This is a genomic window from Streptomyces sp. NPDC029956, assembly GCF_055574655.1.
Genome location: NZ_JBVHZJ010000017.1, coordinates 129,425 through 153,799 on the forward strand (window position 1 = coordinate 129,425; position 24,375 = coordinate 153,799).

Sequence of the window (24,375 nt, forward strand, 5' to 3'; positions counted from 1 at the left end):
GCATACGAAGCGGCACGGAGGCCCATCACCCCCCCCCCCCCCCCCCCCCCCCCCCCCCCCCCCCCCCCCCCCCCCCCCCCCCCCAGTTCCGTGGGTGAGGAGAGGGGCAGCGGGGAGTTAGCCCATCTCCTCCAACGCCTTGCCCTTGGTCTCCTTGACGTACCTGAGCACGAAGGGGATCGAGAGCACGGCGAAGACCGTGTAGATGATGTAGGTCCCGGAGAGGTTCCAGTCCGCGAGGGACGGGAAGCTGGCCGTGATGGCCCAGTTGGCGATCCACTGCGCGGAGGCGGCGACGCCGAGGGCGGCGGCGCGGATCCGGTTGGGGAACATCTCGCCGAGGAAGACCCAGACCACCACGCCCCACGAGAGGGCGAAGAAGAGCACGAAGACATGGGCGGCGACGAGTGCCACGACGCCCTGGGTCTCGGGCAGCTTGCCGTCGACGAGGTCGGCGGAGAAGGCCCAGGCCTCGAAGGCGAGGGCGATCGCCATGCCGACGGAGCCGACGAGGGCGAGCGGCTTGCGGCCGACGCGGTCGACCAGGACCATCGCGATCACGGTGCCGATGATGTTGATGATCGACGTGGTGAACGAGTAGAAGAACGAGCTCGACGGGTCGATGCCGACGGACTGCCAGAGGGTCGCGGAGTAGTAGAACGCGACGTTGATGCCGACGAGCTGCTGGAAGACCGAGAGTCCGATGCCGACCCACACGATGGGCAGGAACCTGAAGCGGGAGCCGACGGCAAGCAGGTCCTTGAAGGTGGACTTGTGCTCGCTGCGCATGGCCGCATCGATCTCGGCGACGCGGTGGTCGAGGTCGACGCCGGTCCCCTCGACCTCGGCGAGGACCTCCTTGGCCCGGTCGATCCGGCCGACGGAGATGAGGAAGCGGGGGGACTCGGGGATGGCGAAGGAGAGCATGCCGTAGAGGACGGCGGGCACGACCATCACGCCGAGCATCCACTGCCAGGCTTCCAGGCCGCCGATCTCGCCGCGCTGGTCGCCGTCGGCGAGCTGCAGGATGCCGTAGTTGACCAGCTGGGAGATGGCGATGCCGATGACGATCGCGGCCTGCTGGAAGGAGCCGAGGCGGCCGCGGTAGGCGGCGGGGGCGACCTCGGCGATGTAGGCGGGGCCGATGACGGAGGCCATGCCGATGGCGAAGCCGCCGACGACCCGCCAGAGCGCCAGGTCCCAGAGGGCGAAGGGCAGCGCCGAGCCGACGGCGCTGATGGCGAAGAGCACCGCGGAGATCTGCATGCAGCGGATGCGGCCGATGCGGTCGGCGATCCGGCCGGCGGTGGCGGCGCCGATGGCGCAGCCGATCAGGGCGATGGCGATGACCTGGGCGAGGGTTCCGGAGCCGATGTCGTAGCGGTCGCGGATCGCCTCGACGGCGCCGTTGATGACGGAGCTGTCGTATCCGAAGAGGAAACCGCCCATCGCGGCGGAGGCCGTGATGAAGATGACGTGGCCGAGGTGGTCCGGGTGGGCGGCTCGGCCTTCGGAAGGCGGCGGCGTGGGCGCCTGCGCGGTGTGGGGCACATGGACTCCTCGGTGGGGGGCAAGCCCTTCCAGTGGCGCACAACTTCACGCCGCCCACCACGTGAAGGTAAAAGCAACGTTGCAGAGACTATGCCTTCAAGTTTCTAAGTCAATAGGCGATGTCATGTGACTTAATCAGCACTGTGAGGTGGCTTGAGTTCAACACTTGAAGAGATGGTGGGGCGTCGACCTCAGCGCAGTCGCTGGCTGATCACCTTCGAGACCCCGTCACCCTGCATGGACACGCCGTACAGCGCGTCCGCGACCTCCATGGTCCGCTTCTGGTGCGTGATCACGATCAGCTGCGAGGACTCCTGGAGCTCCTGCATGATCCGGATCAGTCGCTGGAGGTTGGTGTCGTCGAGCGCCGCCTCGACCTCGTCCATCACATAGAACGGGCTGGGCCGGGCCTTGAAGATCGAGACCAGCAGCGCCACGGCCGTCAGCGAGCGCTCGCCGCCGGAGAGCAGCGAGAGCCGCTTCACCTTCTTGCCGGGCGGGCGGGCCTCCACCTCGACGCCGGTGGTGAGCATGTTGTCCGGGTCGGTGAGGACCAGCCGGCCCTCGCCCCCCGGGAAGAGACGCGAGAAGACGCCCTCGAACTCACGGGCCGTGTCCCGGTACGCCTCGGTGAAGACCTGCTCGACCCGCAGATCGACCTCCTTCACGACCTGAAGCAGATCGGTGCGGGTCTTCCTCAGGTCCTCCAGCTGCTCGGAGAGGAAGCGGTGCCGCTCCTCCAGGGCCGCGAACTCCTCGAGGGCCAGCGGGTTGACCTTGCCGAGCTGGTGGTACGCCCGTTCGGCGGCCTTGAGGCGCTTCTCCTGCTCCGAACGGATGAAGGGGCGCGGCTCGTCGTCCTCCGCGGCGCCCGCGGCCTTCGAGGTGTCCGTGCCCTTCGGGGCGTCCGCGGCCTTCGGGGAGTCCGTTCCCTCGGCCCCCTCGACGGACGGCGACGGCGGCACGGGCTGATCCGGGCCGTACTCGGCGACCAGCGCGGTCGCCTCCACGCCGAACTCCTCCAGCGCCTTCGACTCCAGCTGCTCGATCCGCAGGCGCTTCTCCGCGCCGAGGACCTCGCCCCGGTGCACGGAGTCGGTCAGCTTGTCGAGTTCCGCCTTGAGGTCGCGGCCCCGGGTCCGGGCGGCCGTCAGGCCCTCCTCCCGGTCGGCCCGCGCCGCCTGCGCCACCACCCGCTCGCGCTCGGCGCGGACGAGCGACACCTCGACGTGGGCCAGGAGGCTCCGGGCGCCGGCGGCGACCGCGCCCGCGACGCGCTCCTCGTGGCGCAGCCGGGCGCGGCGCTCCTCGGCACGCGCGCGTGCCTCCCGTTCGGCGCGGGCGGCCCGGTCGAGCGACTCGGCCCGCCCGGCGAGCCCCTTGACCCGCTCCTCGTGGGTACGGACCTGGAGGCGGGCCTCCATCTCGGTCTGGCGTGCGTTGGACCCGTCGATCGCGAGCCGGTCGCGGGTGGCGGTGTCGGGTTCCTCGTCCCCGCCCTCCCCGAACGCCGCGGCCTCCTGGGCCACCAGCAGCCGTTCGGCGAGTTCCTCCGCCTCGGCGGTCGCCTTCTCCAGGGCCTCCTGGGCGCGGGCGGCGGCGGCCGCGGTCCGCTCGGCCTCCCCGGCCGCTCCCCTGGCCTGGCCGGCGAGCCGGCCGAGCTGCTGGGCGACGGCGGACTTCTCGCGTTCGGCGGTACGGCGAAGGGTGTCGAGTTCCTCGACGAGCGCGGCGGCGGTACGGCGCCGCTCGTCGGCCTCGCTCTTCGCCGCCGCCAAGTCCGCGCAGCGTACGGCGAGTTCGTCCAGCTCGGCGGCGGCCTCGTCCACCGAGGCCTGGACTTCGATGAGGCTGGGCGCGCCCGCGGAGCCACCTTGGGCGAAGTGTGCGCCGAGCAGGTCGCCCTCGAGGGTGACGGCGATCGACGCGGGCCGGGTCCTGACGAGTTCGGAGGCCTGGTCCAGGTCGTCGACGACGACCACCCCGGCGAGCAACCGGCGGACGGCTCCCATGAGTTCGTCGGGTCCCCGGACGAGGTCGGCGGCGTGCGGGTGCCCCCCGGACGCCGGGGCCACGGGCGCTTCGGAGCGGTCCGGTCCGGGGGCTCCGGTCAGGAGCAGGGACGCGCGGCCGGCGTCCTGCTTGCGCAGCAGGCGGAGGGCTTCGGTGGCGGCGGAGGGGCCGGTGGCGGCGACCGCGTCGGCCATGGCGCCGAGGGCGGCGGCGACGGGGATCTCGTATCCGGGGGTGACGGTGAGGAGCTCGGCGGCCGGGCCGAGGAGTCCGCTGAGTCCGGCGGTCAGCAGGGCGCCCGTGCCGTCCTTGCGGCGCAGTCCGAGGGCGAGGGTCTCGTGCCGGGCCTGGGTCGCGGCGCGGCGGCGCTCGGCGGTGGCGACGGCCTCTCGGGCGGCGCCGAGTGTCGCCTCCGCGTCGGCCAGTGCGCGGCGGGCGGCCTCGTACCGCTCGCCGTGCTCGGTGTCCGCGGCGTCGAGGCCGTCCACCTCGGCCTTCAGCTGCTCGTACTCCTCCTGGGCGGTGACCGCCCGCTCCCCCGCCTCGTCGCGGGCGGCGGCGAGCCGGTCGATCTCGGCCTGGGCGGAGGCGGCGCGCGAGCGGGCCGCGTTGACCTGGCCGTGGAGACGGGCGAGGCCCTCGCGCCGGTCGGCGAGGGCGCGGGCCAGGTCCTTGAGGCGGCGCTCCTCGGACGCCAGCGCCTGTTCGAGCTCGGCGCGGTGGGCGACGGTGTCCTCCAGGGCGCGCTCGGCCGCCTCCAGCGCGGCTTCCAGCTCCGTCTCCTGTTCGCGGACGCGGGCCGCCTCGCGCTCCAGGTCCTCCGGGTCGCGGCCGCGGCGTTCCTCCGCAGGTGCGGCGGTGGCGCTCTTCACCCGCGCGTCGGCCAGGGAGACGGTGCCGCGGACGCGTTCGGCGAGCTGGGAGAGGGCGTACCAGTTCTGCTGGGCGCGTTCGAGACGGGGTACGAGCGCGCGTGCCTCGGCCTCGAGGGCCGCCTCGCGGGCGAGCGCGTCCCGTAGTTCGGTCTCGGTGGCTTCCTTACGGGCGAGCAGGGCCGCTTCGTCGGCGACCTCGGCGGTGAGTGCCCGCTGGAGGTGGACGAGGTCGTCGGCGAGGAGGCGGAGCCGGGCGTCGCGCAGGTCGGCCTGGATGACGACGGCGCGGCGGGCGACGGCGGCCTGCCGGCCGAGGGGCTTGAGCTGGCGGCGCAGTTCGTCGGTGAGGTCCTGCACGCGCGCGAGGTTGGCCTGCATCGCGTCGAGCTTCCGCAGCGCCTTCTCCTTGCGCTTGCGGTGCTTGAGGACTCCGGCGGCCTCCTCGATGAAGGCGCGGCGGCCCATCGGGTCGGCGTGCAGTACGGAGTCGAGCTGCCCCTGGCCGACGATGACGTGCATCTCGCGTCCGATGCCGGAGTCGGAGAGCAGGTCCTGGAAGTCGAGCAGTCGGCAGGTGTCGCCGTTGATCTGGTACTCGCTGCTGCCGCCGCGGAACATGATGCGGGTGAGCGTGACCTCGGCGTAGTCGATGGGCAGCGCGCCGTCGGAGTTGTCGATGGTGAGGGACACCTCGGCACGGCCGAGCGGGGGGCGCCCGGTCGTGCCGGCGAAGATGACGTCCTCCATCTTGCCGCCGCGCAGCGACTTGGCGCCCTGCTCGCCCATGACCCAGGACAGGGCGTCCACGACGTTGGACTTGCCCGATCCGTTGGGGCCCACGACACAGGTGATTCCCGGTTCGAACCGCAGCGTGGTGGCCGAGGCGAACGACTTGAATCCACGGAGGGTCAGGGCCTTGAGGTGCACGCCCGGGACTCTACCGGGGCGTGTGCGTTTCACCCGCGAAGGTGCAGGGCAGATCCTCGGGTGAAGAGGGGGGGACGGGAGGGGAACGGCGGGTGAAAGGAAGAAGGGACGCCGAAGCGCCCCTTGCATGTCTGCTCTGCCGACATGGGTGTTCAGATGGCTGCCGACATGAGAGTCCATGCGGCTGTGCCGGCGTGAGTGTTTCCCACCTGGCCCCTTGGGGCTGGGTTGTCAGGTGAGCGCAGGCTCCGCCTGGGGTACGTCGAGGTCGATGCTGTTCAGCAGTGACTCTCCCTGGTGCTGAGCGGCGGCAGCGGCAAGCGAGTCGTTCTCGGACTGGATCCGTACCAGCTCGGATTCCAGGTCCTGGACGCGCTGCTGAAGCCGTCGCATCTCGGCGAGGAGTCGCGGGTCGGAGCCGCCGACGTAACCGAGAAGCGCCTTTGCCATGATGGATGGTCCTCCACAATGAGTGACCGACCGAAGCGGTTGGGTCGTGAGGGATTTCGCACCCGCGGTGCTCGGCAGTACTGCTTGTCGTGCCGGTTCCACTGCCAAACAGCTGAGGTGCGCGGGGATTCCAGAGTCTCACCAAAAAGTTTGACGGTCAACACGATCACGCCCCGTTTGAAGGGGCGACCGAGGAGTCCCGGGCCGCTCGACAGGCGGCGGGGCCTCATGAACTCGGTGCCTCAGGGCGTCGCGATCATCCTTACCCGGCAGCCTTCCATGACGGGCGCGCCTTGGCAACCACCAGGCGGTTTCCCCTCCACCCGACTGTTACCGCGCGTCCTTTCGAGGCCCCTCTCGGTCACCGGAAAGGGTGTCGGAGAGTGATCGTCAGCGGATCGCGAAACCGTCGTAGCCACCGCGCGGGGTGGCCCAGATCTCAGTGACGCCGTCCACGCGCCCGGGTGTGTCGGCGGAGTGGAGCCAGGCCAGCAGACGGTGGCAATTCTCACGCGCCCCTTCGGCCACCACCTGTACCCGGCCGTCGTCGAGGTTCAGGGCGAAGCCCACCAGGCCGCCGATCTCCAAAGCGTTTGCCCTGGTGAACCAGCGGAAGCCCACTCCCTGTACCCGGCCGCGTACCCAGGCGGTCATCCGAACGTCGTCACTCATGCCTGCACGCTAGCGGGCGGATTGCCAGATGAGCACATCGCCCCCGGCCCGCATGGACTACAGTCCCGACCGAACACGCCTCACCCGTTCGGACCCGCCCTGTTCGACCGCCGGTCCAAAACGGTACCGACAGCAAAGATCAGCAAAGGCCGCAGGGTCGGCACAGGCACAGGACCACAGCAGGACCAGCAAGAGGAAGGCAGACCAGATGGGACGCCACCGTCGCGCCGGAGCCGCACCCGCCGCAGAAGACTACGCGGACGGCTCGGACCGCCGTCACCGGGGTACCCGCCGCAAGCGGCACCCCGTGCGCACCGGCCTGCTCGGAGCCTCCGCCGCCGTCGCGGTGGGCGCCATCGCCGTCACCTCGGGCCTGCTGCCCGGTGGGGAGACCTTCACGGTCGGCAGCGTGGGCACGAGCGAACGCCCGAGCCAGTCCCGGCAGGCGCCGGAGCTGACCACGCAGGGCGGTTCCACCCAGACCCCGACCGGCGACCCGGACAGCGCACGTACGAGCACGAAGGCGAGCGCGGGCACGGACAAGGGCAGGACGGCCTCGCCGTCGGCGACCCCGTCCACGAAGCCGACCCCGAAGGCGACGCCGACCCCGTCGAAGACGCCGAGCAAGGCTCCGACGAAGGCCCCGACCAAGCCGCCGGCGCCGAAGAGGACCACGGCCGCGCCGACCACGAAGGCCCCCGCGCCGAAGCCGGAGCCGAAGCCCGACCCGACGACCGAGGCTCCGGTGGAGACCACCTCGGCCCCCTCCACCGCCGACCGCGGCGAGGCCGCCGAGGCGGAGGTCGTCCGTCTGGTCAACGTCGAGCGCGCCAAGGTGGGCTGCTCGCCGGTGAGCGCGGACGCCCGGCTCGCGGCACTGGCCGGGGCGTTCAGCTCGGACATGGCGGCCCGCGGCTTCTTCGACCACACGGACCCGGACGGCGACACCCCGTGGGCGCGCGCCGAGCAGGCGGGCATCTCGGGCCTGGGCGGCGAGAACATCGCCCGCGGCCAGGCGGACGCGGCGGCCGTGATGGAGTCCTGGATGAACAGCGACGGCCACCGCGCCAACATCCTGAACTGCGACTTCACCACCCTGGGCGTCGGCGTCCACTTCGCCGACGGCGGCCCTTGGTGGACCCAGGACTTCGGCTACTGAGCCGTCCGTTCTCGCACGTCCCTGATGTGAAGGGGCCCGTCACCTTCCCGGTGACGGGCCCTTTCGCATGGCGGAACCTCAGGCGGCGGCCCTGCCCGCCGCGAAGGTGCGGGCCGTCAGGGCGACGCGGCGGCCGAGGTGTTCGGCCGTGGCGACGTCGGCCTTGTGGACGCCCTCGGGACCCAGGTCGGCCGGGGTCTGGCCGGCGGCTCCGGAGAAGAAGCCGAGGCGGTTGATGTCGTTCTCGGAGGCCTCACTGGTGTTCCAGCCCGGCTTGAGGCCGAGGTTGACCCAGTGCATGCCGTGCTGGCCGGCGAGGATCTGGAAGTACTGCAGGGTGTGCAGCTTGTCGCCGCTCTTGGAGCCGGAGTTGGTGAAGCCGGCGGCGATCTTGTCGAGCCAGGTGTCGGCGAACCAGCGCTTCGAGGAGTCCTCGGCGAACCGGTGGAAGGCGCCGGAGGCCGTGCCCATGTAGGTCGGGGAGCCGAAGACGATCGCGTCGGAGGCGTCGAGCAGCTGCCACTCGGCCTCGGTGATCCCGTCGACCTTGATCAGGTGGACGGTGGCTCCCGCATCGGCGGCGCCGTCGCGGACGGCCTCGGCCAGGACCGCGGTGTGGCCGTAGCCGGAGTGGTAGGCGATGGAGACGACGGGGGTGGTCACGGGGAGGCTCCTCGGACGAGAACAGTGCGGGGGGGGGGACGCCCAGAAGTAGAACACTAACTTTTCGAGAGCGCAATCTGAGAGTTAGCGCACGCCTGGCAGTGAGCGCTGCGCGGGAGTACGGTGGAGGGCATGACTGACGACCTCGCCTACGACGTGTTCGCGCGCGCCTGCCCCTCGCGCGGCACGCTGGAGCACGTGACGGGCCGCTGGGGCAGCCTGACCCTCGGCGCCCTGTACGACGGGACGTTCCGGTTCAACGAACTGCGGCGCCGGGTCGACGGCGTGAGCGAGAAGATGCTGTCGCAGACCCTGCACGCGCTGGAGCGCGACGGACTCGTCCATCGCGAGGCGCAGCCGACGAATCCGCCGCGGGTCGACTACCGGCTCACCCCGCTCGGCCGCGAGATCGCGGAGCGGCTGATCGGCCTGATCGAGCTGGTGGAGGGCCGGATGCCCCAGGTCGAGGCGGCCCGGGAGAGTTACGACACGAAGCGCGAGGCCCCGGTCGGCGCCTGATCGTCAGGCGGTCGCGCGCGGCGGTCGCTGGCAGCGCGGGCAGAAGTAGCTGGAGCGGTTCATCCACGCACGGCGCCGCATCGGCGTACCGCAGCGGTGGCAGGGCTCGTCCTCGCGTCCGTAGGCGTCGAGCGAGCGGTCGAAGTAGCCGGACTCGCCGTTGACGTTCACGTACAGGCTGTCGAAGCTGGTGCCGCCGACGTCGAGGGCCGCGTTCATCACGTCCCGGACGTGCCCGAGGAGTTCGGCCGAGCGCGGGCGCGTGAGGGTGGCGGTCGGCCGGTCGTAGTGCAGCCGGGACCGCCAGAGCGCCTCGTCGGCGTAGATGTTGCCGACGCCGCTGATCAGCGACTGGTCGAGCAGCGCCCGCTTGACCGTCGTACGGCGCAGCCGCAGCGCGCTCTGGAAGGCGGCGTCGTCGAACGCCGGGTCCAGCGGGTCGCGGGCGATGTGCCCGATGACGTCCGGCAGTCCGTCGGGGGTCTGGTCGTGGAGCGAGAGTCCGCCGAAGGTGCGCTGGTCGACGAAGCGGAGCTCGGTGCCGGCCGCGTCGTCGAAACGGATCCGGATGCGGAGGTGCTTCTCGTCCGCGGCGTCCTCCGGCTGGACGAGCAGCTGCCCGCTCATGCCGAGGTGCCCGAGGACGGAGGTGCCGGTCTCGGCGAGCGGCAGCCAGAGGTACTTGCCGCGGCGGCGCGCCACCTCGAAGCGCTGCCCCTTCAGCCGGGCCGCGAAGTCCGCGCCGCCCGCCGGATGACGCCGTACGGCCCTGGGGTGCAGCACCTCGACCTCGGTGACGGTCCGTCCGGCGACCCAGCGCTCCAGACCCCGCCGTACGACCTCGACCTCGGGCAGCTCGGGCACGGGACTCCTCCGGACGTACGTCTTCGACAGCGGTTCAACCCTACCGGGGGCGGGCCCGCGAGAAGCACGAGAAGGGAGCACGGGAAACGAGCAGGGGAGACGAGCGGGGAAGTGCCGGGGGAAGCGGGACGGGCAAAGACGAGAACCCCGCCCGGGGGCGGGGTTCTCGGGAAGCGAGGGTACGGCCGTCAGGCCGATGCCCGGTGAGCGGACGGAGAGGGGTCGGCGACCTCTCCCGTTCCCGCCTCGGCCGCGGCCTTCGCCGCCGCCGCGCGCTCGTCCGCGGCCGCGCGAATCGCACGCCACGCGGACTCCGCCGCCTGCTGTTCCGCTTCCTTCTTGCTGCGGCCGGTGCCGGTGCCGTACGAGACACCACCGACGCGGGCGGCAGCAGTAAAGGTCTTCTCGTGGTCCGGACCCTCTTCGGAGACGAGGTACTCCGGAACACCCAGACCCTCGGCCGCGGTGAGCTCCTGGAGACTGGTCTTCCAGTCCAGGCCCGCACCGAGGTTCGAGGACTTCTCGATCAGCGGGTCGAAGAGCCGGTGCACCAGCTCGGACGCCGCATCGAGGCCCTGGTCGAGATAGACCGCGCCGATCACCGCTTCAAGGGTGTCGGCGAGGATGGACGCCTTGTCCCGGCCACCCGTGCCCTCTTCGCCCCGGCCGAGCCGGATGAAGGAGCCGAGTTCGAGTTCGCGTCCCACGTCCGCCAGCGCACGCGAGTTGACCACCGCGGCCCGCAGTTTGGCCAGCTGGCCTTCCGGCAGGTCGGGGTGGGTCCGGTACAGCGTGTCGGTGACCACCAGGCCGAGCACGGAGTCCCCGAGGAACTCCAGCCGCTCGTTGGTGGGCAGACCGCCGTTCTCGTACGCGAACGAACGATGGGTCAGCGCACGCACCAGAAGGGCGGACTCGAGCCGATAGCCGAGCCGCCCTTCCAGAAGCGTGTGGGACGAGGCATGGTCCGTCTTGTCGTCCGTCTTGCGGGACTCAGACATTGCGCCTCTCACCAGCCCAATCAGACCGAGAGGACCTGGCGCTTGTTGTAGGTGCCGCAGCTCGGGCACGCGATGTGCTGCAGCTTCGGCTCCTGGCAACGCTCACACGAAACCAGGGTGGGGACCGCAGCCTTCCACTGCGACCGGCGGTGGCGCGTGTTGCTGCGCGACATCTTCCGCTTCGGAACAGCCACGGCTACTTCTCCTGCTTCTCGGCGGCGCTTCGGACGTCCCCGTCAGAGGCTTTGCCGCTCATGTTGTCCTTCTCATCGGTTCCCAGCGAACCGGCGAGTCCCTGCAGTGCCGCCCAACGAACGTCGACGGCGTCATGGTGGTGGTCCGGGTTCTCGTTCAGGTTGGTTCCACACTCGGAACACAGGCCTGCACAATCCTCCCGGCACACCGGCTGCATCGGCAGTGCGAGCACCACCGCATCACGCAGCATGGGTTCGAGGTCGAACATGCCGTCCTCGAGGGGGATCATGTCCTCGTCTGCCTCGGCTTCGTCGTCCGCGGCCGCCTTGGAGCGGCCCCGGTCGTCGGAGTCGGGGTACGAGAACATCTCCTGGAAGTCCACATCGAGCTCCAGCTCGACGGGCTCCAGACACCTTACGCACTCCCCCTCGGCCGATGCACGGGCGGTGCCTGTGACAAGCACCCCTTCCATGACCGACTCAAGACGGAGATCGATTTCCACCGGAGCGCCCTCGGGCACTCCGATCACTCCTTCGACGCCCAGGTCCCTGGGGGCCTCGATCGAACGCGAGAGCCGCTGGAGGGCACCAGGACGCCGCCCCAGCTCGTGTGTGTCGAACACGAGGGGATTGCGGTGGTCGAGGCGCGTGCTCAGGGCTCTTCCTGCTTTCGAAATCGTGCTGCGTCGAGGAGGCTGCCAGACGTGGGCAGCATGGATCGCGGAGATACGCGCGACCGAAGAGCCAGGATACTGGACGCTTCGCTCAGGGCCCAATCCGGGCCTTGAGGTCGTACCGGGCCCGTTCTACTGCCCCTGTTCGTAGCGGCGCAGCTGCTCCAGGTCGATCATGCTCGTGTCGAAGAAGCTCGTCTCGTCGAGCGCGGCACCCTGCTGCTGGTGCCCCTGCGGGTGGACCTGCTGCTGGACGGGCTGCTGGTACGCGTACGGGTCCTGCTGCTGGTAGCCGTACGGGTCGGCGTGCTGCGGCTGCTGCTGGTACGCGTACGGGTCGGGCTGCTGCTGGACCTGCTGGTAGCCGGCGTACGGGTCGGGCTGCTGCTGGACCTGCTGGTAGCCGGCGTACGGGTCGGGCTGGGGCTGGGACTGCTGCTGGGCGGGGATCTGGACCGGCTCGGGGTCCGAGAGCTCCGCGAGTCCGGCCAGGTAGTCGGAGTCGCTGGTGTGCACCGCGCCGCCGAGACCCTCCTGGGCGGCCATGTGCTCGCCCAGCGCGTCGGTGGCGATCCGGCCGTGCAGCTTCTGCCGGCCGCGTCCGACGGCCTCCAGGGTCTTGCTGAGCACGGCCTCGAAGGCGCCGAGCTTGGCGTCGACGTACTCGTCGGCCCGGTGGATCAGGGTCTGCGGGTCGGAGCTGTACTCGGGGGCGTCCTCGTCCGCGTAACCGTTCTGGTCGAGGCCGGGGCCCCGGCCGAGGAGCTTCTCGCGGCCCCGGTCGACGGAGCCGATCGTCTTGTTGAGGACGACCTCGAAGTTCGCCAGCTTGGAGTCGACGTAGTCGTCGGCCTCGGCGCGGACCTCCTCGGCCTCGCGGCGGGCCTCGGAGAGGATGCGGTCGGCCTCCTCCTGCGAGAGCCGGGCGACCTGGGTGTCGGAGACGATCGAGCCGCGCTCGGCGTGGGCGGCGTCGATGATCCGCTCGGCCTCCTGACGGGCCTGCTCGACCAGGTGCTCGCGGCCGCCGATCAGCTCCTGGGCCTGCGCGAGGGAGCCGGGCAGGGCCTCCCGCACCTCTTCGAGCAGGGCGAGCAGCTCGGCGCGATTGACCACGCAGGATGCCGACATGGGCATGGAGCGGGCGCCCTGCACGGTCGCGACGATCTCGTCGAGCTTCTTCTGTACGTCCACCGGGTGCTCGCCACTCTCTACAGCTGGATGGAGACGGACGGGACGACTGTAAGGGCAGTCGGCGCCCGTCCGACACCGGGTGACGGAGCGTCAGCGGCGGTGGCCGCGCGTCACTTCTGCGCCAGGCGCTCGGTCAGCCGGGGAAGGACCGTCGGCGGGACCAGGTGGGAGACGTCGCCGCCCCAGGCCGCGACCTCCTTGACCAGCGAGGACGACAGGAAGCTGTAGGTCGGGTTGGTGGGGACGAAGAGGGTCTCCACGCCCGTGAGGCCGTTGTTCATCTGGGCCATCTGCAGCTCGTAGTCGAAGTCGCTGACCGCGCGCAGTCCCTTGACGATCGCGGGGATGTCGCGCTGCTTGCAGAAGTCGACCAGCAGCCCGTGGAAGGACTCCACCTCGACGTTGCCGAAGTCGGCGGTCACCTCGCGGATCAGCTCGATCCGCTCGTCGACCGTGAACAGGCCCTTCTTCGACTGATTGATCATCACCGCGACATGTACGACGTCGTACAGCTTGGAGGCACGGGCGATGATGTCGAGGTGTCCGTTGGTGATGGGGTCGAATGACCCCGGACAGACGGCGCGGCGCAACTTGGGTCCCTCGCTCTCCGGTCCGGTCATCGTGCGTCTTCGCACGTAGAGGCGGCGCGACCGTACCAAAACGTTCCCTCGCCGTAACGACGGGCCCGCAGTGGTTCGAAACCGGCCGGCCAGCCGAACTCTCCGCCTCTGGTGCTGCGCTCCACGGTGACGAGGGCGTCGTCCGCGAGCCAGCCCCCCGAGCGGAGTGTGAGGAGTATCTCCCGGAGATCCTCGTCGGTGACGGCGTACGGCGGGTCGAGAAAGACCAGGTCGTAGGGGTCGGCGGGGGCCGGTCCCGTCACGATCTGCTCCGCTTTGCCGGTGCGGAGTTCGGCGCCGGGCAGGCCGAGCGAGGAGATGTTCTCGCGGATGGTGCGCGCGGCGCGCGGTTCGGCCTCGACGAGGAGGGCGTGGGCGGCTCCCCGGGAGAGCGCTTCGAGGCCGACGGCGCCGGAGCCGGCGTACAGGTCGGCGACCCTGGCCCCGTCGAGGGTGCCGAGGAACGCGCCCCAGGTGGAGAAGAGGCCTTCACGCGCCCGGTCGGAGGTGGGGCGGGTGCCGTTGCCGGGCGGCACGGCCAGGCGGCGCCCGCCGGCCGTACCGGCGATCACGCGAGTCATCGGTGTCCTCGTCCTGCGTCGTCCAGTGCGTACGTCTCAGGATATGACCGCGGTCCACACCGCGCGGTCAGCCCTTCTCCAGGTACTCCTCCCGGTCCTTGTCGAGCAGGGCGTCGAGCGCGGTGCGCAGGCCGGGGTGGGCGGCGAGGTCCGGGTCGGCGAGGACGAGGGCGGTGGCCTCCTCGCGGGCGGCGGCGATGACCTCCTCGTCGTCGATGACGGTGAGGACCCGCAGGGAGGAGCGGACGCCGGACTGGGCCTGGCCGAGGACGTCTCCCTCGCGTCGCTGTTCGAGGTCGATACGGGAGAGCTCGAAGCCGTCGAGGGTGGCGGCGACCGCGGCGAGACGCTGACGGGCCGGGGTGGCCTCGGGCATCTCGCTGACGAGGAGGCAGAGGCCGGGGGCCGAGCCGCGGCCGACCCGGCCGCGGAGCTGGTGGAGCTGGGAGACGCCGAAGCGGTCGGCGTCCATGATCACCATGGGGGTGGCGTTGGGGACGTTGACGCCGACCTCGATGACGGTGGTGGCGACGAGGACGTCGAGCTCGCCCGCGGCGAAGCGGCGCATGACGTCGTCCTTGTCGTCGGGGTGCATGCGGCCGTGCAGGACGGCGATCCGGAGTCCGGTGAGGGGCCCGGAGCGGAGCTTCTCGGCGACGTCGAGGACGGCGAGCGGCGGGCGCTTCTCGGCCTCGTCCTCGGCGGACGCCTTCGCCTTCTTCTTCTGGTCCTCCTCGTCGCCGATGCGGGGACAGACCACGTACGCCTGGTGGCCCTTCCCGACCTCCTCGCGGACCCGTTCCCACGCACGTGTGAGGAAGTGCGGCTTGTCGGCGGCGGGCACGACGTGGGTGGCGATCGGGGAGCGTCCGGCGGGCAGCTGGTCGAGGACGGAGGTCTCCAGGTCGCCGAAGACGGTCATGGCGACGGTGCGCGGGATGGGGGTCGCGGTCATCACCAGGAGGTGCGGGGGCTGCTTCCCCTTGCCGCGGAGGGCGTCGCGCTGCTCGACGCCGAAGCGGTGCTGCTCGTCGACGACGACCAGGCCCAGGTCGTGGAACTGGACCTTGTCCTCGATCAGCGCGTGGGTGCCGATGACGAGGCCCGCCTCACCGGTGACCAGGTCGAGGAGGGCCTGCCGGCGGGCCGCGGTGCCCATGGAGCCGGTGAGCAGGACGACCTTGGTGGCCCGCTCGGCGCCGCCGAGCATCCCGCCCTCGGCGAGCTCGCCCATCATCTCGGTGATCGAGCGGTGGTGCTGCTGGGCGAGGACCTCGGTGGGGGCGAGCATCGCGGCCTGTCCGCCGGAGTCGACGACGGCCAGCATCGCGCGCAGCGCCACCATGGTCTTGCCCGAGCCCACCTCGCCCTGGAGGAGGCGGTGCATGGGGTGTTCGGTGGCGAGGTCGTCGAAGATCTCCTTGGAGACCTTCCGCTGGCCGTCCGTGAGCGTGAAGGGCAGCTTGGCGTCGAAGGCGTCGAGGATGCCGTCGGGGGCGGGGCGGCGGGCGACGGCGGGGAGTTGGGTGTCGGCGTGCCGGCGGCGGGCGAGGGCGACCTGGAGGACGAAGGCCTCGTCCCACTTGAGGCGCTCGCGCGCGAGGGCGACGTCGGCCTTGGTGCGCGGCCGGTGGATGAGCCGGAGGGCCTCGGGGAGCTCGGCGAGACCGCGGCCCTCGCGCAGCGCGTCGGGGAGCGGGTCGACGGCGTCGAGGGCGCTGGGCAGGACGGCGTCGACGGCCTTGGCGATCTTCCAGGACTCCAGCTTGGTGGTGGCCGGGTAGATCGGGATGAGGGCCCCGGCCCACACGTCCACGGCCTCCTCGCCGTCGCCGCGGAGGAGTTCGTACGCCGGGTGGGCGAGCTGGAGGCGCCGGTTGAAGAGCGAGACCTTGCCGGCGAACATCGCGCGGGTGCCGGGCAGCAGGTCGTGGTGCGGCTTGTGCACGCCCTTGCCGAAGAAGACCAGCTGGAGGCGGCCGCTGCCGTCGGTGATGGTCACTTCGAGGCGCTGGCCGCGCCCCTTGGACCCGTTGAAGGTGTGCACACGGGCGTCGGCGACCTGGGCGACCACCGTGACGTGCTCGTCGAGCGGCAGGTCGGCGAGGGTCGTCAGCTCCCCCCGCTCGGCGTACCGGCGGGGGTAGTGGTGGAGGAGGTCACCGACCGTGTGCAGGTCGAGTGCCTCGGCCATGACCTTGGCGGTGGCGGGGCCGAGGGACTTCTTGAGTGGTTCGTCGAGCGCGGGCACGCGTTCCATTGCACACCACGCGACCGACAGTCGTCCCGGAGGCTGTGGACGACCACCGGGAAGAGTCCCTATTCCACCCCGATGAGCAGCGGCGGAGCGCCCGCGCCCGCGTGGTACGTGGTGGTGTCGACGGCCAGGTAGCCGCGCCGGACGTGGGCCTCCAGGTCGGGGGCGAGTCCGGGCGGGGTGTCGTCGGCGACGACGAGGGTGACGAGTTCGCCGCCCGCGGAGAGCATCCGGTCGAGGACGGTGCGGGCGGTGTCGGTGAGGTCGCTGCCGATGACGGCGACGTCGCCCTCGATGAGGCCGAGGATGTCGCCGGCCTGACAGACGCCGGCCGAGGTGAAGGACTGCCGTTCGGCGACGGCGAGTTCGGCGTAGCGGGTGGCTCCGGCGGCCGCCGTCATGGCGACGACGTCCTCGTCGAAGCGACGGTCGGGTTCGTGGACGGCGAGGGCGGCGATGCCCTGGACTGCGGCCCGGGTGGGGATGAGGGCGACGCGGATGCCCTCGGCCCTGGCGCGTTCGGCGGCGGCCGCCGCGGTCTGCCGCAGGTCGGTGTCGTTGGGCAGGAGCACCACCTCGCGCGCGTGGGCCCGCCGGATCGCGTCGAGGAGTTCGTCGCCCGCGGGCGGTTCGCCGGGCAGGGTCCGTACGGTCGTGGCGCCCGCCTCGGCGCAGAGCCCGGCGAGGCCCTCGCCGGGGACGACGGCGACGACCGCGCGCTGGGCGCGCTCGCCGCGCGCGGAGGCGGCGGCCGAGTCGGCGGCGAAGTGGGTGATCCGGATGCGGTGCGGCCGTCCGGCCTCGACACCGGCCTCGACGGCGGCGCCCGCGTCGTCGACGTGCACATGGACGTTCCACAGCCCGTCGCCGCCGACGACGACCAGGGACTCCCCCAGGGCGTCGAGCCGGGACCGGAGCAACTCCACGGCCTCGTCCCCGGCCTCCAGGAGGTAGATCACCTCGTAGGCGGGCCCGTCCTCCGCGGGGCAGGCCTCCGGGGGTACGGGCGGGATCCGCGTCTCGACCGGCGGCGGCGGGGCCTGTCCGGTCACGGTCTCGAGGAGGGCGCCGAGGACCGTCACGAGGCCCCTGCCGCCCGCGTCGACGACTCCGGCGCGTTCGAGGACGTCGAGCTGCCCCGAGGTGGCGGCGAGCGCGGTCCTGGCCCCGTCGTGGGCGTTCCTGGCCACGTCGACGAGCCCGCCGCCGGCGGCGCAGGCCCCGGCCGCGGCGCTCGCCACGGTGAGGATGGTGCCCTCCACGGGGTGGGCGACGGCCCGGCGGGCCGCGCTCGCGGCCTCGCCGAGGGCGCGGGCGAGGTGATCACCGTCACAGCCGTGGGCGAGGACGCCCGCCATGCCGCGGAGGAGCTGGGACAGGATGGTGCCGGAGTTCCCGCGGGCTCCGAGGAGCGCGCCGTGCGCCATGGCCCGTACGGTCTCGGCGGTGTCGGGGGTGGGCGTGGAGGCGGCGAAGACGGCTTCGACGGCCTGGTGGGCGGCCTCCGCCGTCAGGTACAGGTTGGTGCCGGTGTCCCCGTCCGCCACGGGATAGACGTTGATCGCGTCGATCTCCTCGCGCTCCCGGCCGAGCGCGTCCAGCGACCGCGCGCACCAGGACCTGACCGCTTCGGCGTCGAGCTCGACGAGCTCCTCGAAGGGGTGAAGGGCTCGCGACAACGGGGGGTCCTCCTTCGGCGGTGAGCTCACCGCAGGGTAGACCCGAGGTGTCCCTCCCCCAAGCTCTCGGCTTCGCTCGGGCAGGGGGCCCCCGGTGACCTGGGCCCGGGGCGAGGTCCGCCGAGACCATGGTAGTTTCGTTCCACCGAGCCAGCCGTTGTATGCTGCTTCGGTTGCCCGGTTCCACACCGGGCCATCCCCCGGCAAGCCACTTCAGACTCCTGATTCCGGTGCGCCGGATTTCACTGTAATTCTGAAGTCTTTGGAGTGACCCGTGGCTGCCAACTGCGACGTCTGCGGCAAGGGGCCGGGCTTCGGCAACAACATTTCGCACTCGCACCGCCGTACGCCCCGTCGCTGGAACCCGAACATCCAGCGTGTGCGTGCCGTGGTCGGTCGGACGCCGAAGCGGCTCAACGTCTGCACCTCGTGCATCAAGGCCGGCAAGGTCTCGCGCTAATTGCGACGCGTGTTCTGTCGTAGCGCAGCCCCTGCGGTTGCCTTGAAAGGCCGGTTCACCTAGGTGAACCGGCCTTTTGCCTTGCCCGGACGCGGAAGGGCCGCCGGTGTGAGCACCGACGGGGCCCTCAGTCCCTGAACCGCCAGCCGTGGTCGACCGGCCCGATGCCCGTACCCAGGGCGAATCCCGCGGCGATGGCTCCCGTCACGTACTCCTTGGCCTCCCGTACCGCCTCCGGTACCGGGAGGCCTTTCGCGAGCCCGGACGCGACCGCGGAGGCGAGCGTGCAACCCGTCCCGTGGGTGTGCCGGTTGTCGTGGCGCGGGGCGCGCAGCCAGTGCTCCTCCGAGCCGTCCGTGAGCAGGTCCACGGCCTCCTCGCCGGTGGGCAGGTGTCCGCCCTTGATCAGGACCCACTCCGGCCCGTACGACAGGACCGCCTCGGCCGCGACCCGCATGTCGGCCTCGTGCACGACGTCGACGCCCGTGATCTGTGTCACCTCGTCCAGGTTCGGGGTGGCGACGGTGGCCCGGGGCAGCAGCTTCGTACGGACGGAGTCGAGCGCGCTCTCGGCGAGCAGGGAGTCCCCGTGCTTGGAGACGCCGACCGGGTCGACGACGACCGGGGCGGCGGTGTCGCCGAGCAGTTCGGCGACGGTCTCCACGAGGGCGGCCGAGGCGAGCATGCCGGTCTTGACGGCCTGGACGCCGATGTCGTCGACGACGGCCCGGTACTGGGCTCGTACGGCCTCCACGGGCAGCTCCCAGACGCCCTGGACGCCCCGCGAGTTCTGGGCGGTGACGGCGGTGAGCACGCTCATGCCGTGGACGCCGAGCGCGAGCATCGTCTTGAGGTCGGCCTGGATGCCGGCGCCGCCGCCGGAGTCGGATCCGGCGACGGTCAGCACCAGCGGGGGCGGGGAGGTCACTCGGTCTCCCCGAAGTGGTCCCAGCCGCCCACGCTGTGCCAGGGCGCGCCGTCCACGGTGACCTGCGGCAGCGCGGAGGGGTGGAGGACCTCGCCGATCACCTTCCAGCGGGCGGGCAGCTTCACGTCGGGCGGGAAGGTGGCCACGATGGCGTGGTCCTCTCCCCCGGTGAGCACCCACTGCATGGGGTCGACGCCGACGGCCTGGCCGATGTCGTTCATCTGGGTCGGGATGTCGATCAGGCCGGAGCGCAGGTCGATGCGGACCTTGCTGGCCTCGGCGATGTGACCGAGGTCGGCGATGAGGCCGTCGCTGACGTCGCACATGGCGGTGGCACCGAGACCGGCGGCCGCGGGGCCCGCGTGGTACGGCGGCTCGGGCCTGCGGTGGGCCTCGACGAAGGCCCGCGGGGAGCGGAAGCCGCGGGAGAGGACCGCGTAGCCGGCGGCGGACCAGCCGAGCCAGCCCGTGTAGGCGACGACGTCGCCGGGCTGGGCGCCGCCCCGGGTGACCGGGTCGTGGTTGCGCAGATCACCGAGCGCGGTGATGGAGACCATGATCGTGTCGCCCCGGACGACGTCGCCGCCGACGACCGCGGCGCCCGCGACCTGACATTCGTCGCGCAGGCCGTCCATGAGTTCGGTGGGCCAGGTGACGGGGAGTTCGGCGGGGACGACCAGGCCGAGGAGGAGCGCCGTGGGGACCGCGCCCATGGCGGCGATGTCGGCGAGGTTCTGTGCGGCGGCCTTGCGGCCGACGTCGTACGCCGTCGACCAGTCGCGGCGGAAGTGACGTCCTTCGAGAAGGATGTCCGTGCTGGCCACCACGCGCCGGTCGGGCGCGGAGACGACCGCGGCGTCGTCGCCCGGCCCGATCCGTACCGCCGGGGTGGAGGTGAGCCGGGACGTGAGCTCCCTGATGAGCCCGAACTCGCCCAGCTCTCCGACTGTGCCCTTCACCGCGCCTCACCTCGTGTCTTCGTGCCGGCCGGCGGGCGGGGGCGCGTCTGTTCGCGCCGCGGGTCGCGGGCCGTCACCGTGCTGGGTACCGTCAAGTAGACCGTCAACTTCTGTCCTGCGTACGCCACCCCGCGAGCGCCTCGGGACACGCAGGTCTCCCCGCAGCCCGCGGCGACGCGGTACCGTGGCGTCCCTTTCTCCCACAAGATCCTCGTGGTCGCCCTGGAGGTTCCGTGGTTCAGGCGTACATCCTCATCCAGACCGAGGTGGGCAAGGCGTCGACCGTCGCCGACACCATCTCCAAGATCCCGGGGGTGCTCCAGGCGGAAGACGTGACCGGCCCTTACGACGTCATCGTGCGTGCGCAGGCGGACACGGTCGACGAGCTCGGCCGCATGGTGGTCGCGAAGGTCCAGCAAGTGGACGGCATCACGCGCACCCTCACCTGCCCGGTCGTTCATCTGTAGCCCCCGTCTACGCTTGGCCGGTGACGTCTTCCCACCGGCCCTTCGGCCTGCCCGCCGCCGTCTCGGCAGCCGTACTGCTGCTGGCCGCCGCCGGCTGTTCCTCGCCGGGCGCCGCGGCGTCCGTCGAGGTTCCCAGCCCCCCGGCGGCGGAGGCCGCTCTCTGCCAGGACCTGGCGAAGGAGCTTCCGGACACCGTGGTGGGTCTGGAACGGAGTGACCCGGAGCCCGGCTCCGAGTTGACCGCCGGTTGGGGTGACGGTGCGATCGTACTGCGCTGCGGGGTGCCACGGCCCGAAAAGATGAGCGATCCCAAGGCACAGGGCATCGAGGCGAACGGCGTCAACTGGATGCTGGAGCGTCCGGAGGGCGGCGGGCCCCGTTTCACCACGACGTATCGGAAGACGTACGTCGAGGTGACGCTCGGCGAGCAGTACACGCACGACATGACGCCGCTCGCGGATCTCGCCGACCCCGTACGGAAGACCGTGCCGCCCAGCCTCTGAGGGCGGCGGCACGGTCTTCCGGGGTGCGTCGGGTCAGCGCAGGCCCGTGGAGCGGGTCAGCGCGGCCTGGATGAGCCGGTCGACGAGCTCGGGGTAGCTCACGCCGCTCTCCTGCCACATGCGCGGGTACATGGAGATCGGCGTGAAGCCCGGCATGGTGTTGATCTCGTTGATGACGAACTCGCCGTCCTCGGTGAGGAAGAAGTCGGCGCGCACCAGGCCCTCGCAGGAGACCGCCTCGTAGGCGGCGACGGCGAGGCGCTGGATCTCGGCGGTGGCCTCGTCCCCGATGGGGGCGGGCACGATGCCGGAGGCCGAGTCGATGTACTTGGCCTCGAAGTCGTAGAAGTCGTGGTCCGTGACCGGCGGGATCTCGGCCGGCACGCTGGCGCGCGGCCCGTCCTCGAACTCCAGGACGCCGCACTCGATCTCGCGGCCGCGCAGCAGCGACTCGACGATGATCTTGGGGTCGTGGCGGCGGGCCTCCTCGATGGCCTCGTCCAGGCCGGAGAGGTCGTCGACCTTGGTGATGCCCATGGACGAGCCGCCGCGGGCCGGCTTCACGAAGAGCGGCCAGCCGTGCTCGGCGGCGAACTCGACGATCTTCTTGCGGGCGGCGACACCTCCGTCCCCGTCGGGGGTCTGCCCCCACTCGCGCGGCCGGATGACCTCGTACGGGCCGACCGGGAGACCGAAGGAGACGAAGACCCGCTTCATGTACTCCTTGTCCTGGCCGACGGCGGAGGCGAGGACTCCCGCGCCGACGTAGGGGACGCCGGAGAGCTCCAGGAGGCCCTGGAGGGTGCCGTCCTCGCCGTAGGGGCCGTGGAGCATCGGGAAGACCACGTCGACCTCGCCGAGGGCCCTCGGCACGGCCCCGGGCTCGGTGAGGACGACCTCGCGGTTGGCGGGGTCGACGGAGAGGACGACGCCGCCCTCGTCGGACTCGGCCAGGTCGGCGACGTTCGGCAGGGCGCGGTCGGCGATGGCCATGCGCTCGGGGGCGTCGGCGGTGAGCGCCCAGCGCCCGTCCGTCGTGATGCCGATGGGCAGCACGTCGTACTTGTCCCGGTCGATGGCGCTCAGGACGGCGCCCGCCGTGACGACGGAGATGGCGTGCTCGGAGCTGCGTCCGCCGAAGACGACGGCCACGCGCGGCTTGCGGGGGCTCTGGGTGTTCTCGCTCATATCGCGATGAGCGTACCTTGCGCGTCCCGAACGACCTTGCGACCCCGGCCCCCTCGCGCGCGTCCGGCTCAGCGCGGCCCGGCGTCGCGCGGGGGCCCGGGGCGGAGCCGCCCGCCGACGGCTACCGGCGCTCGGCCTTCGCGCTGCGCGACATCAGCTCCTTGAGGGCGACGACCGGCGGCTTGCCGTCGTGGACGATCGACACGACCGTCTCGGTGATGGGCATGTCGACGCCGTGGCGGCGGCCCAGATCGAGCACCGACTCGCAGGACTTGACGCCCTCGGCGGTCTGCTTGGTGGCCGCGATCGTCTCCTGGAGGGTCATCCCGCGGCCGAGGTTGGTGCCGAAGGTGTTGTTCCGGGAGAGCGGCGACGAGCAGGTGGCGACGAGGTCGCCGAGGCCCGCGAGGCCGGAGAAGGTGAGCGGGTCGGCGCCCATGGCGAGGCCGAGCCGGGTGGTCTCGGCGAGGCCGCGGGTGATGAGCGTGGCCTTGGAGTTGTCGCCGAGGCCCATGCCGTTGGCGATGCCGACGGCGAGGCCGATGACGTTCTTCACGGCCCCGCCGAGCTCGCAGCCCACCACGTCGGTGTTGGTGTACGGGCGGAAGTACGGGGTCATGCAGGCGGCCTGGAGGCGCTGGGCGACCGTCTCGTCGACGCAGGCGACGACGGCGGCGGCGGGCTGCCGGGCGGCGATCTCCTTGGCCAGGTTGGGGCCGGTGAGGACGGCCACGCGCTCGGCGGGCACGTCGGCGACCTCGGTGACGACCTCGCTCATCCGCTTGGCGGTGCCGAGTTCGACGCCCTTCATGAGGGAGACGAGGACGGTGTCGGGCGCCAGCATCGGCGCCCAGGCGGCGAGGTTGCCGCGGAGGGTCTGGGAGGGGACGACGAGGACGGTGAAGTCGGCGTCGTGGGCCGCCTCGGCCGGGTCGGCGGTGGCCGTGATCGCCGCGGGGAGCTCGACACCCGGCAGATAGTCCGGGTTGACCCGGGAGGCGTTGATCTCCTTGGCGAGTTCGGCGCGGCGGCCCCAGAGGCTCACCTCGCAGCCCGCGTCGGCGAGCACCATCGCGAACGCGGTACCCCAGGATCCGTTTCCGAAGACGGCTGCCTTGGTCACTTGGTGCCCCCTTCGGCGGCCCTGCGCCGCTGCTCCAGGCGCGCCTTGCGGTGGTCGTACGGTTCGGCGGGCGCCTGCTCGCCGCGGATCTGCTCCAGGAGCACGGTGATGGCGGCCATGATGACCTCGGTCGCCTCGCGGAGCACCTCGGGCGTGGGCTCGAGACCGTGGAAGCGGGAGAGGTCGACGGGCGGACCGGCCTGCACGGTCAGCGTCTTGCGGGGGAACAGGCTGAGCTTGTTCTCCTTGGCGTACGGCGGCATCGCCAGGTTGGCGCCCCACTGGGCCACCGGGATGACGGGGGCCCGGGTGAGCAGCGCGACGCGCGCGGCACCGGTCTTGCCGGCCATGGGCCACATGTCGGGGTCCCGGGTGAGGGTGCCCTCGGGATAGAAGGCGACGCACTCGCCGCGCTCGATGGCGTCGACGGCGGCGCGGAACGCGTCGAGCGCGTTGGTCGTCTCCCGGTATACGGGGATCTGTCCGGTGCCGCGCAGCATCATCCCGACGAAGGGGGCCTTGAAGAGGCCCGCCTTGGCGAGGAGGCGCGGGACCCGGCCGGTGTTGTACTGGTAGTGCGCGTAGGACAGCGGGTCCAGGTAGGAGTTGTGGTTGACCGCGGTGATGAAACCGCCGTCGGCCGGAATGTGCTCCATACCGCGCCAGTCCCGCTTGAACAGAACCACCAGGGGGGGTTTGGCGATGACCGCCGCGAGGCGGTACCAGAAGCCGATTCTGCGGCGGGGCACTCGTACACCTTTCTCCGGGACTGGCTGGCAGGGGGTCAAGTGTCGCCCCATGCTCCTGCTCTGTCGAGTGACACCGTACGCCCCGGGCCCTCCTGGGGACCGCGT

At 71.5% G+C, this 24,375-nt stretch carries 24 protein-coding genes; 5 read left to right on the top strand and 19 right to left on the bottom strand.

Annotated features, from left to right (window positions below):
- Positions 1-117: 117 nt before the first annotated feature.
- The 4 genes from ACZ4XX_RS16565 to ACZ4XX_RS16580 all read right to left on the bottom strand — a co-directional run bounded on the left by ACZ4XX_RS16565 (position 118) and on the right by ACZ4XX_RS16580 (position 6,488).
- Complete coding sequence (locus ACZ4XX_RS16565; RefSeq protein ID WP_468508614.1) at positions 118-1,551, bottom strand: sugar porter family MFS transporter; 1,434 nt, start codon at positions 1,549-1,551, stop codon at positions 118-120.
- Positions 1,552-1,742: 191 nt separating this feature from the next.
- Positions 1,743-5,366 carry a chromosome segregation protein SMC gene (gene smc, locus ACZ4XX_RS16570; protein ID WP_468508615.1) on the bottom strand — a complete coding sequence of 1,208 codons (3,624 nt, stop codon included), beginning with the start codon at positions 5,364-5,366 and terminating at the stop codon, positions 1,743-1,745.
- Between the two features lie 231 nt (positions 5,367-5,597).
- Complete coding sequence (locus ACZ4XX_RS16575; RefSeq protein WP_015036455.1) at positions 5,598-5,816, bottom strand: hypothetical protein; 219 nt, start codon at positions 5,814-5,816, stop codon at positions 5,598-5,600.
- 390 nt (positions 5,817-6,206) lie between these two features.
- Entirely contained in the window at positions 6,207-6,488 is a 282-nt protein-coding gene (locus tag ACZ4XX_RS16580) for an acylphosphatase (RefSeq protein WP_030325609.1), read from the bottom strand.
- A 208-nt stretch (positions 6,489-6,696) separates the two neighbouring features.
- On the opposite strand from ACZ4XX_RS16580, the gene ACZ4XX_RS16585 reads away from it, so the two are divergent.
- A complete protein-coding gene (locus ACZ4XX_RS16585; protein WP_468508616.1) occupies positions 6,697-7,647 on the top strand; it encodes a CAP domain-containing protein in 951 nt (316 codons plus the stop codon).
- A 78-nt stretch (positions 7,648-7,725) separates the two neighbouring features.
- Here the strand turns inward: ACZ4XX_RS16585 and ACZ4XX_RS16590 are convergent, their stop codons facing one another.
- Positions 7,726-8,310: a flavodoxin family protein gene (locus tag ACZ4XX_RS16590; protein ID WP_468508617.1), complete on the bottom strand. Its 585-nt coding sequence runs from the start codon at positions 8,308-8,310 to the stop codon at positions 7,726-7,728.
- Positions 8,311-8,442: 132 nt separating this feature from the next.
- Here ACZ4XX_RS16590 and ACZ4XX_RS16595 point away from each other — a divergent pair, with 132 nt between their 5' ends.
- Positions 8,443-8,829: a winged helix-turn-helix transcriptional regulator gene (locus ACZ4XX_RS16595; protein ID WP_468508618.1), complete on the top strand. Its 387-nt coding sequence runs from the start codon at positions 8,443-8,445 to the stop codon at positions 8,827-8,829.
- 3 nt (positions 8,830-8,832) lie between these two features.
- Here ACZ4XX_RS16595 and mutM read toward each other — a convergent pair whose 3' ends face one another.
- From mutM to ACZ4XX_RS16640, 9 genes are all read right to left on the bottom strand, one after another.
- The gene (mutM, locus tag ACZ4XX_RS16600) at positions 8,833-9,693 is read right to left on the bottom strand and encodes a bifunctional DNA-formamidopyrimidine glycosylase/DNA-(apurinic or apyrimidinic site) lyase (protein ID WP_468508619.1); all 861 of its coding nucleotides are present in this window, start codon (positions 9,691-9,693) and stop codon (positions 8,833-8,835) included.
- A 188-nt stretch (positions 9,694-9,881) separates the two neighbouring features.
- Positions 9,882-10,694 carry a ribonuclease III gene (rnc, locus tag ACZ4XX_RS16605; protein ID WP_468508620.1) on the bottom strand — a complete coding sequence of 271 codons (813 nt, stop codon included), beginning with the start codon at positions 10,692-10,694 and terminating at the stop codon, positions 9,882-9,884.
- Between the two features lie 20 nt (positions 10,695-10,714).
- The gene (gene rpmF, locus ACZ4XX_RS16610; protein WP_015036448.1) at positions 10,715-10,888 is read right to left on the bottom strand and encodes a 50S ribosomal protein L32; all 174 of its coding nucleotides are present in this window, start codon (positions 10,886-10,888) and stop codon (positions 10,715-10,717) included.
- Between the two features lie 2 nt (positions 10,889-10,890).
- Complete coding sequence (locus tag ACZ4XX_RS16615; protein ID WP_468508640.1) at positions 10,891-11,565, bottom strand: YceD family protein; 675 nt, start codon at positions 11,563-11,565, stop codon at positions 10,891-10,893.
- A gap of 129 nt (positions 11,566-11,694) precedes the next feature.
- Positions 11,695-12,756 (bottom strand): ATP synthase subunit B family protein, encoded by a 1,062-nt coding sequence (locus ACZ4XX_RS16620; protein ID WP_468508621.1) that lies wholly within the window; start codon positions 12,754-12,756, stop codon positions 11,695-11,697.
- A gap of 110 nt (positions 12,757-12,866) precedes the next feature.
- On the bottom strand, positions 12,867-13,346 hold the full coding sequence (gene coaD, locus ACZ4XX_RS16625) for a pantetheine-phosphate adenylyltransferase (protein ID WP_193384147.1): 480 nt from the start codon (positions 13,344-13,346) through the stop codon (positions 12,867-12,869).
- A gap of 26 nt (positions 13,347-13,372) precedes the next feature.
- Positions 13,373-13,957: a 16S rRNA (guanine(966)-N(2))-methyltransferase RsmD gene (gene rsmD, locus ACZ4XX_RS16630; RefSeq protein ID WP_319319774.1), complete on the bottom strand. Its 585-nt coding sequence runs from the start codon at positions 13,955-13,957 to the stop codon at positions 13,373-13,375.
- Positions 13,958-14,024: 67 nt separating this feature from the next.
- Positions 14,025-16,217, bottom strand: coding sequence for an ATP-dependent DNA helicase RecG (gene recG / locus ACZ4XX_RS16635; RefSeq protein WP_468508622.1), 2,193 nt, complete (start codon positions 16,215-16,217; stop codon positions 14,025-14,027).
- A gap of 59 nt (positions 16,218-16,276) precedes the next feature.
- Positions 16,277-17,893, bottom strand: coding sequence for a DAK2 domain-containing protein (locus tag ACZ4XX_RS16640; RefSeq protein WP_468508623.1), 1,617 nt, complete (start codon positions 17,891-17,893; stop codon positions 16,277-16,279).
- Positions 17,894-18,167: 274 nt separating this feature from the next.
- Here ACZ4XX_RS16640 and rpmB point away from each other — a divergent pair, with 274 nt between their 5' ends.
- Positions 18,168-18,353, top strand: a complete 186-nt coding sequence (rpmB, locus tag ACZ4XX_RS16645; protein WP_015036441.1) for a 50S ribosomal protein L28 — start codon at positions 18,168-18,170, stop codon at positions 18,351-18,353.
- 127 nt (positions 18,354-18,480) lie between these two features.
- Here rpmB and thiD read toward each other — a convergent pair whose 3' ends face one another.
- Positions 18,481-19,281, bottom strand: a complete 801-nt coding sequence (gene thiD / locus ACZ4XX_RS16650) for a bifunctional hydroxymethylpyrimidine kinase/phosphomethylpyrimidine kinase (RefSeq protein WP_468508624.1) — start codon at positions 19,279-19,281, stop codon at positions 18,481-18,483.
- Complete coding sequence (locus ACZ4XX_RS16655; RefSeq protein WP_116158650.1) at positions 19,278-20,240, bottom strand: thiamine-phosphate kinase; 963 nt, start codon at positions 20,238-20,240, stop codon at positions 19,278-19,280. The genes thiD and ACZ4XX_RS16655 overlap by 4 nt, the downstream gene beginning before the upstream one ends.
- Before the next feature lie 233 nt (positions 20,241-20,473).
- Between ACZ4XX_RS16655 and ACZ4XX_RS16660 the strand changes: the two genes are divergently transcribed.
- Positions 20,474-20,707 carry an Lrp/AsnC family transcriptional regulator gene (locus ACZ4XX_RS16660; RefSeq protein ID WP_015036438.1) on the top strand — a complete coding sequence of 78 codons (234 nt, stop codon included), beginning with the start codon at positions 20,474-20,476 and terminating at the stop codon, positions 20,705-20,707.
- Positions 20,708-20,727: 20 nt separating this feature from the next.
- Positions 20,728-21,210, top strand: coding sequence for a DUF3515 domain-containing protein (locus ACZ4XX_RS16665; RefSeq protein ID WP_468508625.1), 483 nt, complete (start codon positions 20,728-20,730; stop codon positions 21,208-21,210).
- Between the two features lie 33 nt (positions 21,211-21,243).
- Here the strand turns inward: ACZ4XX_RS16665 and ACZ4XX_RS16670 are convergent, their stop codons facing one another.
- From ACZ4XX_RS16670 to ACZ4XX_RS16680, 3 genes are all read right to left on the bottom strand, one after another.
- On the bottom strand, positions 21,244-22,398 hold the full coding sequence (locus tag ACZ4XX_RS16670; protein WP_468508626.1) for a D-alanine--D-alanine ligase family protein: 1,155 nt from the start codon (positions 22,396-22,398) through the stop codon (positions 21,244-21,246).
- Positions 22,399-22,519: 121 nt separating this feature from the next.
- The gene (locus tag ACZ4XX_RS16675; RefSeq protein WP_468508627.1) at positions 22,520-23,521 is read right to left on the bottom strand and encodes an NAD(P)H-dependent glycerol-3-phosphate dehydrogenase; all 1,002 of its coding nucleotides are present in this window, start codon (positions 23,519-23,521) and stop codon (positions 22,520-22,522) included.
- Complete coding sequence (locus tag ACZ4XX_RS16680) at positions 23,518-24,270, bottom strand: lysophospholipid acyltransferase family protein (protein WP_468508628.1); 753 nt, start codon at positions 24,268-24,270, stop codon at positions 23,518-23,520. Before ACZ4XX_RS16680 ends, ACZ4XX_RS16675 begins: the two co-directional genes overlap by 4 nt.
- Between the last annotated feature and the right edge of the window lie 105 nt (positions 24,271-24,375).